Origin of the sequence: Alcanivorax sp. UBA3183 (genome assembly GCF_002364155.1) — a bacterium.
GTDB lineage: Bacteria > Pseudomonadota > Gammaproteobacteria > Pseudomonadales > Alcanivoracaceae > Alcanivorax > Alcanivorax jadensis.
Genome location: NZ_DEXN01000023.1, coordinates 24,762 through 38,982, shown reverse-complemented (window position 1 = coordinate 38,982; position 14,221 = coordinate 24,762). Strand labels below are relative to the sequence as shown.

Sequence of the window (14,221 nt, the reverse complement as noted above, 5' to 3'; positions counted from 1 at the left end):
GGCGTAAAACAGGAGACAGGCATGATCCGTGGCAGCATTGTAGCGCTGGTAACCCCCATGCGCGCAGACGGAGCAGTGGACTGGGAGCGTTTGCGCGCCCTGGTGGACTGGCATGTGGAGCAGGGCACCCACGCTATTGTGGCGGTGGGCACCACGGGCGAATCCGCCACCCTGGGTTTTGAAGAGCACGACAGTGTAATTCGTGAGGTGGTGGCCGCGGCCAAGGGCCGCATCCCGGTGATCGCCGGTACCGGGGCCAACAACACCGAAGAAGCCATTCGTCTGACCCGTGACGCCAAGCGTGACGGCGCCGATGCCTGCCTGTTGGTAACTCCTTACTACAACAAGCCGCCCCAGGAAGGCCTCTATCAGCATTATCTGGCGGTGGCCCGGGCAGTGGATATTCCGCAGATTCTCTACAATGTGCCGGGCCGTACTGCCTGTGATCTGTTGCCGGAAACCGTGGAGCGGCTGAGCAAGGTGCCCAATATCATTGGCATCAAGGAAGCCACCGGTAACCTGGAGCGGGCCCGTGAAATTCGCGAGCGTTGCGGTGACGATTTTATGCTCTATTCCGGCGATGACGCGACTGCCATGGATTTCATCCTGGCGGGCGGTCATGGCGATATCTCGGTGACCGCCAATGTGGCCCCGGCCAAGATGGCGGCCATGTGTGAAGCGGCCCTGGCAGGCGACGCGGATAAGGCCCGTACATTAAATGCGGAACTTGAGCCCCTGCACCGTGATCTGTTTATTGAAGCTAGTCCGATCCCGGTGAAATGGGCACTGTATGAAATGGGCCTGATTGACCTTGGTATCCGCCTGCCGTTGGTGTCGCTGTCAGAAGCGGCCCAGCCGCGATTGCGTGAGACCATGCGTCAATGCGGCCTGCTGGAGGTTAAATGAAGAAAGCGGCGTTAACGCTCGCCCTGGTGGTATCCGCAGCATCCGGCTGTAGCTGGTTGCCGGACAGCAGCCTGAATTATCGCAATGCGCAAATGCTGGAGCCTATCCAGGTTCCTGAAGACGGCGTATTCATCGGCGAGCAGCCGCTTTATGCGGTCCCGCGTCAGGAAGAGCGTCTGGTGGGCCGTGGTGAAGATGAGAAGCGCTTTGAGGTGCCCAAACCGCCACAGCTGGTGGTTCTGGGTGGCGCTGATGAGGACGAGTCACAGCAACCCGCCCCCAAGGATGCGTCCTCGAAGGCGATTCTGGCCCGTGATGGTAACGGCTACCCGATTATCATGATGTCCACCCGCTTTGCCTGGGCCTGGGAGTATGTGGGTGACGCCCTGGGTAACACCGACCTGAAGATCAGCGACCGGGACCGTGAAGTGGGTATTTATTACCTGAAGGTGCCTGAGCGCTATACCCTGGGTGCCAAGACCGCGCAATTGAAGCTGAGTCATACCACCAATGGTATTCAGGTGGCGGTATTGAATGAAGAAGGCACCGCGCTGGTGGAAAAGACCCCGGGCCAGGCCATTCTTGAACGCATTTTTGAAGAACTGAATTAAGTATCATGAAGCTGGCATCACTGGGCAGTGGCAGTAAGGGTAACGCCACCCTGGTGGAAGCGGACGACACCCTGGTGTTGATCGACTGCGGGTTTACCGTCAAGGAAACCGAGCAGCGACTGGCAAGATTGGGGCTGGCTGCGGATCAGCTCAGTGCCATTCTGGTAACCCATGAGCACGGCGACCATATCCGCAGTGCCGGGGCGCTGGGCCGCAAGACCGGTTGCCCGGTCTACAGTTCTTTTGGCACCGCCAGCGCGGTGCAGGGCAAACGCACCAGTCTCAGCGGTGCAAACTGGCAGGAAGTACGGCCGGGGCGTGCCTTTACTGTAGGGGCGTTGCAGATTCTTCCGGTCCTGGTGCCCCATGATGCCCGCGAGCCCTGCCAGTACCGCTTTACCTGGCAGGGCCGTACCCTGGGCGTGCTCACTGATCTGGGGGCCATTACTCCCCATGTGGTAGAGGCCTATCAGGATTGTGATGCGCTGGTGCTGGAATGCAATCATGACGCGCAGATGCTGGTCCACGGTCCCTATCCGCCGTCGTTGAAACGGCGCGTCGGTGGTATGTTGGGGCATCTGAGCAATGATCAGGCTGCAGCGCTGCTGCGCCAGGCCAATGTGGATCGCCTGCAGCATCTGGTGTTGTCGCACCTGAGTGAACAGAACAACACGTCCCGGCATGCACTGGATGCCATTGAGCGGGTAGTGACCCGCGGGCGTGAACGAATTGGCGTTGCCAGTCAGACGGAAGGGTTTGGCTGGCTGCAAGTACATTAATACTGACCCGAGTAAAGGCCTTTCCATGGAAAAACGCGACGAGTTGTATGCCGGCAAAGCCAAGTCTGTGTACACCACCGATGACGCGGACAAACTGATCATGCTGTTCCGCGACGACACCTCGGCCTTTGACGGCAAGAAGAAAGAGGCGCTGGCGCGTAAGGGAGCGGTGAACAATCAGTTCAATGCTGCCATCATGGAAAAGCTCAAGGCGGCGGGCATTCCCTGTCACTTCGAGCAGATGCTGTCGCCGGTGGAATCGCTGGTGAAAAAGCTGGAAATGATTCCGGTGGAGTGCGTGGTGCGTAACATTGCCGCCGGCTCTATCTGCCGCCGCCTGGGTGTGGAAGAAGGTCTGGAACTAACTCCGCCCACGTTCGAATTCTTTCTCAAGAATGATGATCTGGGTGACCCCATGGTCAACGACTTCCATATCCGCAGTTTCGGCTGGGCCACCGATGAGCAGGTGGCACAGATGAAAACCCTGACTTTCCAGGTTAACGAGGTGCTTAAGCAGCTGTTCCTGGACGGTGGCATGTTGCTGGTGGATTACAAACTGGAATTCGGCGTGTTTAATGGTGAAGTGCTGCTGGGCGATGAATTCAGCCCCGACGGTTGCCGGCTGTGGGATAAGAACACCCGCGAAAAGCTGGACAAGGATCGTTTCCGCCAAGGCCTTGGTGGCGTGGTGGAAGCCTATGAAGAAGTGGGGCGTCGATTGGGGATGCAGTTTCAATACTGATTCACGGCGTCTCGTACACGTTCGAACAACACCCTGAAGAATAATAAGGAGCAACTATGAAATCGGTAATGCGTCTGGCGGCGGTGGGCCTGCTGGCAGCCACCCTGAGCGGCTGTTTCCTCACTAAACTGGCAACGACTCCCATGCGACTGGTGGGTGCCGCTGGCTCCGTGGTGGGCGCCGTGCTGTCGATTATTCCGGTAGCCGGCAACGCCGCGGATGAAGCGCTGGAAAAAGTGGATGGGGCCATCGATTCCACCGCTGACAGCATCGACAAAATTCCGCTGTAATACTGGCCCCAGGCCCCCGCGAACGACGGGCCTGGGGTTTGCGTGCTTGTAATCCGCGGGGGGGTTGTGAAAAATACAGTCTCCCTGGCCCGCTTGCGGCCTGACCAGGCGTAAACAGCCCTGGCTCAATAACAACAATAACCGGAGTTCGCCATGCACCGCTGGCTACTATCCTTCCTCATGCTCATGCCTGTGCCGGCTGTGGCAGATGACCTGCTTATCGGCCTGGGCTACCTCAATGGTCTCGCCGGGTTGAACCTGGAGTGGGCCACCGAACACAACAGTTTCTACGCCATGCCGTCCGTATACCTGGATTCTGGTGGTTTGGACACTGATGAGCCTCGCTGGGTGGCGGGCTGGCGCCATAAGATGGAGCGCGGCCTGATGTCCGAGAACGGTTTCTACACCGGCCTGATGGCGGGGGACCTGGGTGGCGAGAGCCACTATGAGCGCCTCGGTGTCGGAGTGGAACTGGGCCACCAGTGGGTCAAACCCTATTCTCGCTGGACCGTCAGTGCGGCGGTAGGAGCCATTGAAGCTTTGGATTGTGACGAATACGAAGTGGCGTTTCGCTGCGACACCGAAGAAGAGCGTGACAATAACGACCTGGATGTAGAGCCGGTCGTCGTGCTGGGTATCAGCTTCAGTCTGCGGCGCTGATCCTCAAACCTTCCTGCGTTTCCCTTTGCAAGTGGCTGTGATGGCTCAATAAAGCCGCGCGGGCGCTTGCATTTTTCTGTTTGCTCCGATTCAGGGCAAGAGTTTTGCACAGCGTTTAACCGTTTTTCAGGCCTTGAGTGAATGTTCTTGTCTAACTTGTTGATTTGCGGTGAGTGATTGATAAGTTGCTGTTTCTAAAGGCTTTAACAAAACGGCCATTTTTTCATCATTCTGGGGAAAGGGTAGGAAAAATCGGCGCTGGCGGAAGTTCCTGACAGTCTATGCACAAAGTTATCCACAGATGTTGTGAGTAACTTTTTTGCTCAACACAGTGGCGGCAAACCGTGTTGACATGGCGCTTGTCGCGCATTCACATTGCCGCGTATGCGGCAAACAAGACACCGCTGCTCAGCGCCTCAGCATGGGAAGGGGTCGCCAGGGTTGGCTGAGCAATTGCTGGCCGCTGAGCTTGAGTAGCAGGCGATGAAAACCCACGTTGGGGAAGGCCCGTTTGATCAGCCGAACCCGGGTCATGGGGACGCCGAAGCGCATCAGGCCCAGACTCACATCGATCCAGTCTGCGCGTCGAAACACTTCGGCCAGGTTTGTCGGGTCGTCGTGATAGCGGCTGATCTTATGATGATTCAGGATCATGGCGCGCACCATGGCACGGTGGTGACCCAGTTTCTGCTCTTCCAGATAATGTTCCGCCAGGCGGGCAGAGGGCTGTAGATAATCGAACGTCCCGGCCAGCCAAATGCCGGCATCGTGGAAGAAAGCGGCAACTTCCAGGGCTTCCTGTTCCTGGTCGTCCAGTGTCTTCTGTGCGGCCACCAGATTGACAAGACGGTAGACATGGTTGCGGTAAGGAGTCTGCTGCTTTCCGAAGCGTTCCGTGTACTGATCAAAGAGTGAGTCCACACGGGGTAATTGCGTAATCAGGTCTGGGGACATCCTGTGTACCTGGTGATTCTTTATTGTTGTGCCCGGAGGCAGCCTTTCTCTTTCATAGTGGCCAGTAATACCGCTGAAATCCAGAGGAGTAGGGAAAAATTGCGAGCGTGGACACATCTTGTTGCTGGTGATTGTAGGCAATTGGTTTCCCGCTATTGGAGCTCGGGCACCCTTGTTCTATAGTCAGACAAGAATTTTGGGATTGTTCAACAAGCAATGGGGCTGTAGCTGTACCGGCGGCGATTGCGGTGCGGAAACAGAGCATGCTGTTGAACGCTGCAAGAGATCCCTCTAAGGAGTACCCGTGAGCTTCAAAGCCAAAGAAAGCCTTTCCGAGCAGATTGCCCAGCACTTGGCCAAGCAGATTATCCATGGTGACATGCTGGCCGGTGATCGTATCCAGGAGCTGCGTGTGGCCGGCGAGCTGGATGTGAGCCGTGGCTCCGTCCGCGAGGCCCTTCTGATCCTGCAGCGTCGCCAACTGATCGATATCCTGCCGCGCCGCGGGGCGGTGGTGAAGGAAATGTCCGAAGCCCATGTGCGCAGCCTCTATGAGGTGATGCAGGTGTTGCTGGGGTTGGTGATCCGCAAGGCCATCAAGGTGGTGCGAGAAGAGGATCTGGATGCTTTTATCGAGCTGGTTCATGGTCTGCAGGTGGCGGCGGAAGAACGGGATCTGGATGCTTTCTTTGTGCTCAGTTTCCAGTTCCTTGAGCATGCCTACCCGTTTGCCCGCAATGTGTTCGTGGAAGACATCCTTATCAACATGCAGCCGGCCATGCAGCGGGCCTATTTCATGGCCCTGCACCTGGAAGCCGACGAAGTGAAGGAATGCCTGTCGTTCTTCAAGGCCCTGGTGGAAACCATCTTCCGCCGGGATGTTCGCTCGGCGCTGGAAATCATCCGGGAGTTCGCCGAGCACCAGTCGGAGCTGGTGGAGGAATCCATCACCCGCGCCCGCCAGATCGAAACCGCCTGGGGATCTCGCCGCCGCAAATAAATTGACCCTTGCCCTGCGCGGCCAAGCTGCATAGAATTGCCACCCTCTTCAGGTACATGGCACAGAACATTGCCCTGGAGGTTGCCATAGAACCGTAGCTCAGTTGGTTAGAGCGCCGCCTTGACATGGCGGAGGTCGGCGGTTCGAATCCGCCCGGTTCTACCAAGATTCAGGAAAAAGGGTTTGTCGCAGCGATGTGGCAAACCCTTTTTTCGTTTAGCCCCTTTTTCACGCCGCCCTGTAGAATACCGACACCCTGGAGCCGACGAGAACGTTGGGATGCCTGACGCCGACTATCTTGGGGCTGCCCGCCCAACACTGATTCTGTATCTGCCTCACCGGCCGAACGGCCTTGAACAGTTACAGCAATATCCTGACGCTGCCGAATTGGTGGCGGCGAACTCCAATCACTGGCGCAAGATCGTGAACTTGCTTGCCAAGGTGGCTTGTCCGGTGGCGCAGGAATGGCGGCATTACCGGGATACGTCCCTGTTCCAGAAAAGCGCACTCTGCTTTGCGCCGGCACTGGCGAACGGTGAATGCTGGCACTGGATCGGCGGCAAGGAGAATCTACTGCGGTTTGCCGGGTTACCGCACAGGGCCCGGCCGCTGGATCGTGCTCCCGGTGTTTTCGTAGACGCAGAGCGTCGCTTGTTGTTGACCCCTTATCCGGATTATCGCCAGCTCAGTAATGCGTTGGTGGCGCAGTTGCGTCTTTCCCTTGAGGAGCAGGGTTTCTATAGCGGGGCTCGTTCATGAGGCAGCCATATTTTCTCGGATGCCCGCAATGGCAGCACCCGGACTGGAATGGCCGTCTGCCTGCCGGCGGCAGTCCTCTGAGTCGTTATAGCCGGGTGTTCAATAGTGTCGAGGGTAATACCACCTTCTACGCCATGCCGTCATACAGGCAATGTGAACAATGGCGGGCCCAGGTGCCGGAGAATTTCCGGTTCCTGTTCAAGTTTCCCCGACAGATCACTCACGATGGCCTGTTGAAGGGTGTGGGTGGGGAGACGAGAGGGTTTCTGGATCTGCTGGCGCCACTGGCGGATGTGCTCGGGCCCATGTTGCTGCAGCTTCCTGCTGCCTTCGGACCGGAACGGCTGGGGGACTTGTGGCGTTTTGTGGAGGCGCTACCGGCACCGTTTGGCTGCACGGTAGAAGTGCGTCACCCGGATTTCTTCGCCAAGGGGGAAGCTGAAGTGGCCCTCAATCGCGGCCTGCGTGAGCGCCATATAGCGCGGGTCTGCTTTGACAGCCGGGCGTTGTTTGCCGCCAGCGCCGACGATGCGGCCACCCGTGAAGCCCAACGCAAGAAGCCCCGGCTGCCGGTGCATGTGCTGCCGGTGGAGGCGGCGCCGTTGGTGCGTTATGTGGGGCATCCGGACCTGCAGGCCAACCGGCCGTTTCTGGCGCCCTGGGTGGAGCGGGTAGCGAACTGGATAACGGCGGGGGAGCGTCCTTACCTGTTTATTCACATGCCTGACAATGGCGATGCCTTGTCACTGGCATTGCTGTGGCATGAGTTATTGCAGGTTCGATTGGAGGGGCTGCCTGATCTGCCCATCGATACGATGCAGGCCCAGCCTGGTTTGTTCTAAACGTCGTTGTGCTGTGCGCTGTGGGAAATCCGGTGTTTGACTCCGGAGGATGGAGTAGGAGGTTGCTTGCAGCGAACCATTGGCGTGCAAGCACGCTCCTACAGTTTCAACGAAGCACCTGTAGGAGCGCCGCTTGAGGCGCGAACGATGACGGACGGAAAAGCGCTTAATTCAACGCGACCAGGGTGTCGTCACGACGACGGCTGTTTTCCGCCCACACCAGCAGGTCGTAGTAGCGGCGGATGTGGCGGACGTAGATCACTGCCTGGCCGCCGCGGGCATTGCCGTATCGCAGTTGGCCGGCGTAGGCCGGGTTGGCCAGCATGGGCAGACGTTGTTTCACATCCTGCCAGTTGTCCGGGTTGCCACCCTGGCTCTGGGTCAGCACGCGGGCGTCTTCCAGGTGACCGAAGCCCACGTTGTAGGCGGCCAGCGCCATCCAGGTGCGGCTCGGCTCGGGGATCCGCGCCGGGATGCGATCGTGGGTGTGGCGCAGGTAGTCGGCGCCAGCCAGGATGCTCTGGGCCGGGTCGGTGCGATCACTGATACCCATCTGGCGAGCGGTGTCGTTGGTGAGCATCATCAGACCCTTCACCCCGGTGGGGGAGATGGCACCCGGATCCCACAAGGATTCCTGGTAGGCCAGGGCAGCCAGCAGGCGCCAGTCAAAGCCGCTGTTGCCTTCCGCCTTGCGGAACAGTTCCTCATAGCGGGGCAGACGATCTTCCAGGTGACGCATGAAGCTGCGTGCCGCATACAGGTTGAACTGTTCCACATGGCCGTAGAAACGGTCTTCCAGCTTGGCGGTAGTGCCATTGGCCTTGGCCTGAGTCAGGTAGCGCTGGGCAGCCAGGTACAGGCTCTGGTCATCCTTGGGGTTGAACGCCCAAGCCAGCGGCATGTCAGTGGCGGCGGTGTAATCGGCGATCAGCTCGGGCCACAGGGCACGCTGCAGGGAATAGTTGTTGGAATGGATCAGGGTGTAATCCACCTGGCCGTCTTCCACCAGAGCCAGCAGCTGTTCCGGGCTGGCTTCTTCCACTTCCTGGAATTCCAGGCCTGGATTTTCCAGCTGTGCCTTTACCAGCAGTTCCGCGTGGCTGGAGCCGGCGGCCACAGCTACCCGCTTGCCAATCAGTTCTTCCATACCACGGATGCGCGGGGTGTCCAGACGGCGAACCACCAGGGAATCCACTTTCTGATAGTCGGTGGTGAAGTGCAGGCTCTCGCTGCGTTCTGCGGTGGCCACCAGGCCGGCCGCTGCCATATCGGCAGTGCCTTTACGAATGGCATAACGGATATAGGAAGGATCGTCGGATTCCAGCATGCGCAGCTCGACGCCCAGGCTGTCGGCAAAGCCCTTGGCCAGCTCGTATTCCATGCCGGTGTAACCGTGCTGGTCCTGATAGTAGGTGGTATTGGATGGACGGGTCATGACCACCAGCTCACCGCGGGTCATTACCCGTTCCATGGCGGTGGGAGTGGGGCGCATGGCGAGCATCATGCCCAGTACGCTGAACAGGGCCAGCGAGGCGAGTAGATGCTTACTGTGTCGAAAGAAAACCGTCATCCTTGGTGTACCTCTGTCAGGTTGTCCAGACAGGTCGATACTGCTACCGCCGACCGGTTAGGGATTGTTTCATCCCCTGCCTGTGATCTATATCACGTAAAAGTGGCGCAACTCTATCAGTGGCAAATGGCTGTTATGTAAAGCTTTGTCGAACAATTGAGCGTTTTATGCACAAATGCGACAAGTCCGGAAGAGAGCATTAAATTGCTTATAAGGCGCGTGGCGTAGGTGATTAACCCACGTCGTAGGACAGGGCTGACAAGGATGAAATTGGCCGTCGCAGGAGGCTGCGAGCGGCGGGCAAATCCCGTATCATTGCGACCCTTACTCTCGACCCCCACTAGTAATCATATAAGGCGCACTATGCTGATCCTCTCCGGAAGCCCGGCCCTGTCCGCATTTCGTAAGGAAAAACTGCTGGAGTCCCTGACGGGCATTTCTGCGATCTCTGCCCGTTACGTGCATTTTGTGGCGCTCAAGTCGCCCCTCAGCAATGAGCAGCAACAGGTGCTGGAAGGGCTGTTGCAATACGGCCCCAGCCTGGAAGAGGACGACGTGGATGGGCAGCGCTTTGTGGTGGTGCCGCGCCCGGGCACCATTTCGCCCTGGTCGTCCAAGGCCACGGATATCTGCCACAACGCCGGCCTGACTCAGGTAGAGCGGGTGGAGCGGGGCATCGAATACCGGCTCGCCGGTGCAGGGGAGCGATCCGCCCTGGCGTCAGCCCTGCACGATCGCATGGTGGAAGTGGTGCTGGCAGAGCTGGAAGACGCCGAGGCCCTGTTCTCTCATCACGCCCCCCGCGAGCTGACTACGGTGGATGTGATCGGTGGTGGCCGCGACGCGCTGGAAACGGCCAACAGCGAACTGGGCCTGGCCCTTGCTGATGATGAAATCGACTATCTGGTAGAGCGTTTCACCGCCCTGGGTCGTAACCCATCCGATGCGGAGCTGATGATGTTCGCCCAGGCGAACTCCGAGCATTGTCGCCACAAGATTTTCAACGCGGACTGGACCATTGATGGTGAAGATCAGGAACTCAGCCTGTTCGGCATGATCCGCAACACCTACAACAATGCCCCCGAGGGCGTGCTTAGTGCCTACAAGGACAACTCCTCGGTGGTAGCCGGACCAGTGGCTGACCGGTTCTTCCCCGTCGCCGGTAGTGAAGAGTACCAGTTCGTCAACGAACCGGTGCACCTGCTAATGAAGGTGGAAACCCACAACCATCCCACCGCTATTGCTCCCCATCCGGGTGCGGCCACCGGCTCTGGCGGCGAGATCCGTGATGAGGGCGCCACCGGCCGTGGTTCCAAGCCCAAGGCCGGCCTGAACGGTTTCTCCGTGTCCAACCTGAATATCCCCGGTTTCGAACAACCCTGGGAAAAGCCCTACGGCAAGCCCGGTCGTATTGCGTCGGCACTGGATATCATGATCGAAGGCCCCATTGGCGCGGCGGCGTTCAATAACGAATTTGGTCGTCCTAACCTGTGTGGTTACTTCCGGACCCTGGAAATCCAGGCGCCGGGTGTGAATGGCGATGAACTGCGTGGTTATCACAAGCCGATCATGATTGCCGGTGGCCTGGGCAATATCCGTGATGGCCATGTGGAAAAGAATCCGATTCCTGCCGGTGCCAAGATCATCGTGCTGGGCGGTCCGGCCATGCTTATTGGTCTGGGCGGTGGGGCGGCAAGCTCCATGGCCTCCGGCGAGTCCGACGAGACCCTGGATTTTGCCTCCGTGCAACGGGACAACCCGGAAATCGAACGCCGGGTGCAGGAGGTCATCGACCGCTGCTGGGCCCAGGGTGATAACAATCCCATTGTGTCCATCCACGATGTGGGCGCGGGGGGCTTGTCCAATGCCTTGCCGGAACTGGTCCACGACCACGACATGGGTGCCAGGCTGGAACTGCGTGAGATTCCCAGCTCCGAGCCCGGCATGAGCCCGGTGGAGATCTGGTGTAACGAAGCTCAGGAGCGCTATGTGCTGGCGGTGATGCCGGAAGACGTGGATCGCTTCGATGCCATCTGCCAGCGCGAGCGCACTCCCTATGCGGTGCTGGGCGAAGCCACCAGTGAAGAACATCTGACGGTCAGTGACGAGCACTTCGGCAAGGCGCCGGTGGATCTGCCCATGGATCTGCTGTTCGGCAAGCCGCCGAAAATGCAGCGTAGTTTCGACCGGGAAGATTTCCAGCGGCAGATGTTCACCACTGACGGCATTGATCTGAAAGAAGCCGGCGAGCGGGTGCTGCGTCTGCCCACGGTGGCATCAAAAAGTTTCCTGATCACCATTGGCGATCGTTCCATCACCGGTCTGGTTCATCGTGACCAGATGGTTGGTCCCTGGCAGGTTCCGGTGGCCGATTGTGCGGTGACCGCCACCGGCTTTAATCCCAATCAGGACAATGTAAGCACCGGCGAAGCCATGGCCATGGGCGAGCGTACCCCGGTGGCCCTGGTGGACGCGGCAGCATCCGGCCGTATGGCCGTGGCCGAATCCATCACCAATATTGCCAGCGCGCATATCGGTGATCTGGGTCAGATTCGTCTGTCCGCCAACTGGATGGCCGCCGCCGGCCACCCGGGCGAAGATCAGGCCCTGTTCGATACCGTGAAAACCGTGGGCATGGAACTGTGTCCGCAACTGGGTATCGCCATCCCGGTGGGCAAGGATTCCCTGTCCATGCGCACCGTGTGGAATGAAAAGGGTATCGACAAGAGCGTCACTGCCCCGCTGTCTCTGGTTATCTCCGCGTTTTCCACGGTCACCGATATCGACCTGACCGTTACCCCGGAACTGAAAACCGGCGTTGACAGCGAACTGCTGCTGGTGGACCTGGGTCGTGGTCGGAATCGTATGGCGGGCTCCTCCCTGGCTCAGGTATTCGGCAAGGTCGGCGATGTGCCGCCGGACCTGGACGACGCCAAGGACCTGATCGCCTTCTTCGAGGTGACCCAGCAACTGCTGGCCGAGCGCAAGCTGCTGGCCTATCACGATCGCTCCGACGGTGGCCTGTTTACCACCCTGGTGGAAATGGCCTTTGCCGGTCGCACCGGCCTGGATATCAGCCTGGATCATATTGCCGGTGACAATCCGGAAGCGGTGGCGGCGCTGTTTGCCGAGGAACTGGGTGCGGTGCTGCAGATCAGCCCAGCCCACAAGGAGGAAATCCTGGCCCGCTACGCTAAAGCTGGCCTCAGCCAGTGTGTTTACAGCCTGGGCCAGCCTGACGGTGACGATGTGATTCGCCTGCGTCTGGGTGGCGGTATTCTGCTGGAAACCCCGCGCCGTGAACTACAGCGTATCTGGGCGGAAACCAGCTACCAGATCCAGTCCCTGCGCGATAACCCGGATTGTGCCCGCCAGGAATTCGAGGCCATCCCGGACAACAACAATCCGGGCCTGAATGTGCGCTTGACCTTCGACATGACCGAGAACCCGGCGGCGCCCTATATCAATAGTGGAGCCAAGCCGAAGATGGCGATCCTGCGCGAGCAGGGCGTTAACGGCCAGACCGAAATGGCGGCGGCGTTCGACCGGGTAGGTTTCTCTGCCATCGACGTTCACATGAGCGATCTGTTGGCAGGGCGAGTGCAACTGGATGACTTCAAGGGCCTGGTGGCCTGTGGCGGTTTCTCCTACGGGGATGTGCTGGGTGCTGGCGGAGGCTGGGCCAAGACGGTGCTCTACAACCCGGAGCTGCGCGAAGCCTTCAATCGCTTCTTCTTCCGCGAAGACACTTTTGCGTTGGGCGTGTGTAACGGCTGTCAGATGCTGTCCCACCTGAAGGACCTGATTCCCGGTGCCGAGCACTGGCCGCGCTTCGTGCGCAATCTGTCCGAGCAGTTTGAGGCGCGGACTTCCCTGGTGGAAATCCAGGATTCCCCCTCCATCCTGCTCAAGGACATGGCCGGTACCCGTATCCCTATCGCCGTGGCCCACGGTGAAGGCCGTGTGGAACTGGGGGATGAAGCCCTGAATCGCAACATCGAGCAGCGTCTGGTGGCCCTGCGCTATGTAAATGGTCAGGGCAATCCGGCGGAACAGTATCCGGCGAACCCCAACGGCTCGCCCCAGGGCGTTACCGGTTTCACCACCACCGACGGCCGCGTCACCATCATGATGCCGCATCCGGAGCGGGTGTTCCGGGTACTGCAGAACAGCTGGATCCCGGACGACTGGCGCGGCCACGAAAACGGCCCCTGGCTGCGGATGTTTGCCAATGCGCGGAAGTGGGTGGGGTAAAGGCAATTGATAATTGAGAATGGATAATTTTTAGCGGAAAAGACAAAGGCGGAAATGGCTTGGCCATTTCCGCCTTTTTTATGTCCTTTTATGAGCTTGAGCTACAAGGTGTCTCCCCTCAGAATCAAACGATTGTTTGAATGTTGTCGTTATCAATTATCCATTCTCAATTATCAATTGGTGTTCTGTGTCTAATAAAACCTTCGGCCCTTTCGAGTTGCAAAAGGCCTACAACAACGAACCTGTGCCTGCGGATTTTGTTGAGCGTCGGCGTATCAGTGCGGCCATGCAGACCCTGGCGGAGCGGTTGATCCGGGCCGAGGGGGATATTGATACTCTGAGTGGCTGGGCCGATCAGCTGGAAGCGCTGGTGGCAACGGTGGGGGAGCCGGACCGTCGTGATACCCGGGCGGCCAATCGCAAGTTGTTCACCGGCTCGGCCACTGCCGAGGATATCTTTCACATGATGGATTACGACCCGGTGGGCGGGCCCTCCAATCCCATTGCCCCCCAGGTGGAGTGGCTGCAGGAAGACCAGAACGGCATTGAAGGGGCGCTGCGCCTGGGGCTGCAATACCAGGGACCACCGGGGCGGGTGCACGGCGGCGTGATCGCCTGGCTGCTGGACGCGGCCCTGTCCCGGGCCTTGCATGCGGCCTTCCGGTTGGGCGTCACCGGTACCCTGAATATTCGTTATCTGGCAGCCACTCCCATCGAAGACACCATCCACTGCCGGGCCCGTATTACCGGCCAGGAAGGGCGCAAGATCTTTGTGGAAGGCGGCATCTGGCACGGCGATACTCAGACGGTCAGTGCGGAAGGCATCTGGCTGACACCGAAGAGTCTGGGGTAAC

At 59.0% G+C, this 14,221-nt stretch carries 13 protein-coding genes and 1 tRNA gene; 12 read left to right on the top strand and 2 right to left on the bottom strand.

Features of this window, described 5'->3' with window-relative positions:
- Positions 1–21: 21 nt before the first annotated feature.
- From dapA to B3Q33_RS09090, 6 genes are all read left to right on the top strand, one after another.
- Positions 22–906, top strand: coding sequence for a 4-hydroxy-tetrahydrodipicolinate synthase (dapA, locus tag B3Q33_RS09115; protein ID WP_035247887.1), 885 nt, complete (start codon positions 22–24; stop codon positions 904–906).
- Positions 903–1,517, top strand: a complete 615-nt coding sequence (bamC, locus tag B3Q33_RS09110; protein WP_035247884.1) for an outer membrane protein assembly factor BamC — start codon at positions 903–905, stop codon at positions 1,515–1,517. Before dapA ends, bamC begins: the two co-directional genes overlap by 4 nt.
- A gap of 5 nt (positions 1,518–1,522) precedes the next feature.
- On the top strand, positions 1,523–2,296 hold the full coding sequence (locus B3Q33_RS09105) for an MBL fold metallo-hydrolase (RefSeq protein ID WP_035247881.1): 774 nt from the start codon (positions 1,523–1,525) through the stop codon (positions 2,294–2,296).
- Positions 2,297–2,321: 25 nt separating this feature from the next.
- A complete protein-coding gene (purC, locus tag B3Q33_RS09100; protein ID WP_035247878.1) occupies positions 2,322–3,038 on the top strand; it encodes a phosphoribosylaminoimidazolesuccinocarboxamide synthase in 717 nt (238 codons plus the stop codon).
- Between the two features lie 56 nt (positions 3,039–3,094).
- Entirely contained in the window at positions 3,095–3,328 is a 234-nt protein-coding gene (locus tag B3Q33_RS09095) for a DUF6726 family protein (RefSeq protein WP_035247875.1), read from the top strand.
- A gap of 153 nt (positions 3,329–3,481) precedes the next feature.
- Positions 3,482–3,988, top strand: coding sequence for a hypothetical protein (locus tag B3Q33_RS09090; RefSeq protein WP_035247872.1), 507 nt, complete (start codon positions 3,482–3,484; stop codon positions 3,986–3,988).
- A 408-nt stretch (positions 3,989–4,396) separates the two neighbouring features.
- Here the strand turns inward: B3Q33_RS09090 and B3Q33_RS09085 are convergent, their stop codons facing one another.
- Positions 4,397–4,942 carry an HD domain-containing protein gene (locus tag B3Q33_RS09085; RefSeq protein ID WP_035247870.1) on the bottom strand — a complete coding sequence of 182 codons (546 nt, stop codon included), beginning with the start codon at positions 4,940–4,942 and terminating at the stop codon, positions 4,397–4,399.
- A gap of 304 nt (positions 4,943–5,246) precedes the next feature.
- On the opposite strand from B3Q33_RS09085, the gene B3Q33_RS09080 reads away from it, so the two are divergent.
- From B3Q33_RS09080 to B3Q33_RS09065, 4 genes are all read left to right on the top strand, one after another.
- Positions 5,247–5,942: a GntR family transcriptional regulator gene (locus B3Q33_RS09080; protein ID WP_035247869.1), complete on the top strand. Its 696-nt coding sequence runs from the start codon at positions 5,247–5,249 to the stop codon at positions 5,940–5,942.
- Positions 5,943–6,030: 88 nt separating this feature from the next.
- A tRNA-Val gene (locus B3Q33_RS09075) sits at positions 6,031–6,107 on the top strand.
- A gap of 114 nt (positions 6,108–6,221) precedes the next feature.
- A complete protein-coding gene (locus tag B3Q33_RS09070; protein ID WP_035247868.1) occupies positions 6,222–6,701 on the top strand; it encodes a DUF6942 family protein in 480 nt (159 codons plus the stop codon).
- On the top strand, positions 6,698–7,543 hold the full coding sequence (locus B3Q33_RS09065) for a DUF72 domain-containing protein (protein ID WP_273009014.1): 846 nt from the start codon (positions 6,698–6,700) through the stop codon (positions 7,541–7,543). Before B3Q33_RS09070 ends, B3Q33_RS09065 begins: the two co-directional genes overlap by 4 nt.
- Before the next feature lie 166 nt (positions 7,544–7,709).
- On the opposite strand, the gene mltF is transcribed toward B3Q33_RS09065, so the two are convergent.
- Positions 7,710–9,113, bottom strand: a complete 1,404-nt coding sequence (gene mltF, locus B3Q33_RS09060; RefSeq protein WP_273009016.1) for a membrane-bound lytic murein transglycosylase MltF — start codon at positions 9,111–9,113, stop codon at positions 7,710–7,712.
- Positions 9,114–9,476: 363 nt separating this feature from the next.
- On the opposite strand from mltF, the gene purL reads away from it, so the two are divergent.
- On the top strand, positions 9,477–13,367 hold the full coding sequence (gene purL / locus B3Q33_RS09055; RefSeq protein ID WP_272962453.1) for a phosphoribosylformylglycinamidine synthase: 3,891 nt from the start codon (positions 9,477–9,479) through the stop codon (positions 13,365–13,367).
- Positions 13,368–13,554: 187 nt separating this feature from the next.
- The gene (locus B3Q33_RS09050) at positions 13,555–14,220 is read left to right on the top strand and encodes a PaaI family thioesterase (protein WP_035247860.1); all 666 of its coding nucleotides are present in this window, start codon (positions 13,555–13,557) and stop codon (positions 14,218–14,220) included.
- The last annotated feature ends 1 nt before the right edge of the window (position 14,221 follow it).

Coding starts and splice junctions, on each gene's coding strand:
- dapA (WP_035247887.1), top strand. CDS start 22: ATGATCCGTGGCAGCATTGTAGCGCTGGTAACCCCCATGCGCGCAGAC.
- bamC (WP_035247884.1), top strand. CDS start 903: ATGAAGAAAGCGGCGTTAACGCTCGCCCTGGTGGTATCCGCAGCATCC.
- B3Q33_RS09105 (WP_035247881.1), top strand. CDS start 1,523: ATGAAGCTGGCATCACTGGGCAGTGGCAGTAAGGGTAACGCCACCCTG.
- purC (WP_035247878.1), top strand. CDS start 2,322: ATGGAAAAACGCGACGAGTTGTATGCCGGCAAAGCCAAGTCTGTGTAC.
- B3Q33_RS09095 (WP_035247875.1), top strand. CDS start 3,095: ATGAAATCGGTAATGCGTCTGGCGGCGGTGGGCCTGCTGGCAGCCACC.
- B3Q33_RS09090 (WP_035247872.1), top strand. CDS start 3,482: ATGCACCGCTGGCTACTATCCTTCCTCATGCTCATGCCTGTGCCGGCT.
- B3Q33_RS09085 (WP_035247870.1), bottom strand. CDS start 4,942: ATGTCCCCAGACCTGATTACGCAATTACCCCGTGTGGACTCACTCTTT.
- B3Q33_RS09070 (WP_035247868.1), top strand. CDS start 6,222: ATGCCTGACGCCGACTATCTTGGGGCTGCCCGCCCAACACTGATTCTG.
- B3Q33_RS09065 (WP_273009014.1), top strand. CDS start 6,698: ATGAGGCAGCCATATTTTCTCGGATGCCCGCAATGGCAGCACCCGGAC.
- mltF (WP_273009016.1), bottom strand. CDS start 9,113: ATGACGGTTTTCTTTCGACACAGTAAGCATCTACTCGCCTCGCTGGCC.
- purL (WP_272962453.1), top strand. CDS start 9,477: ATGCTGATCCTCTCCGGAAGCCCGGCCCTGTCCGCATTTCGTAAGGAA.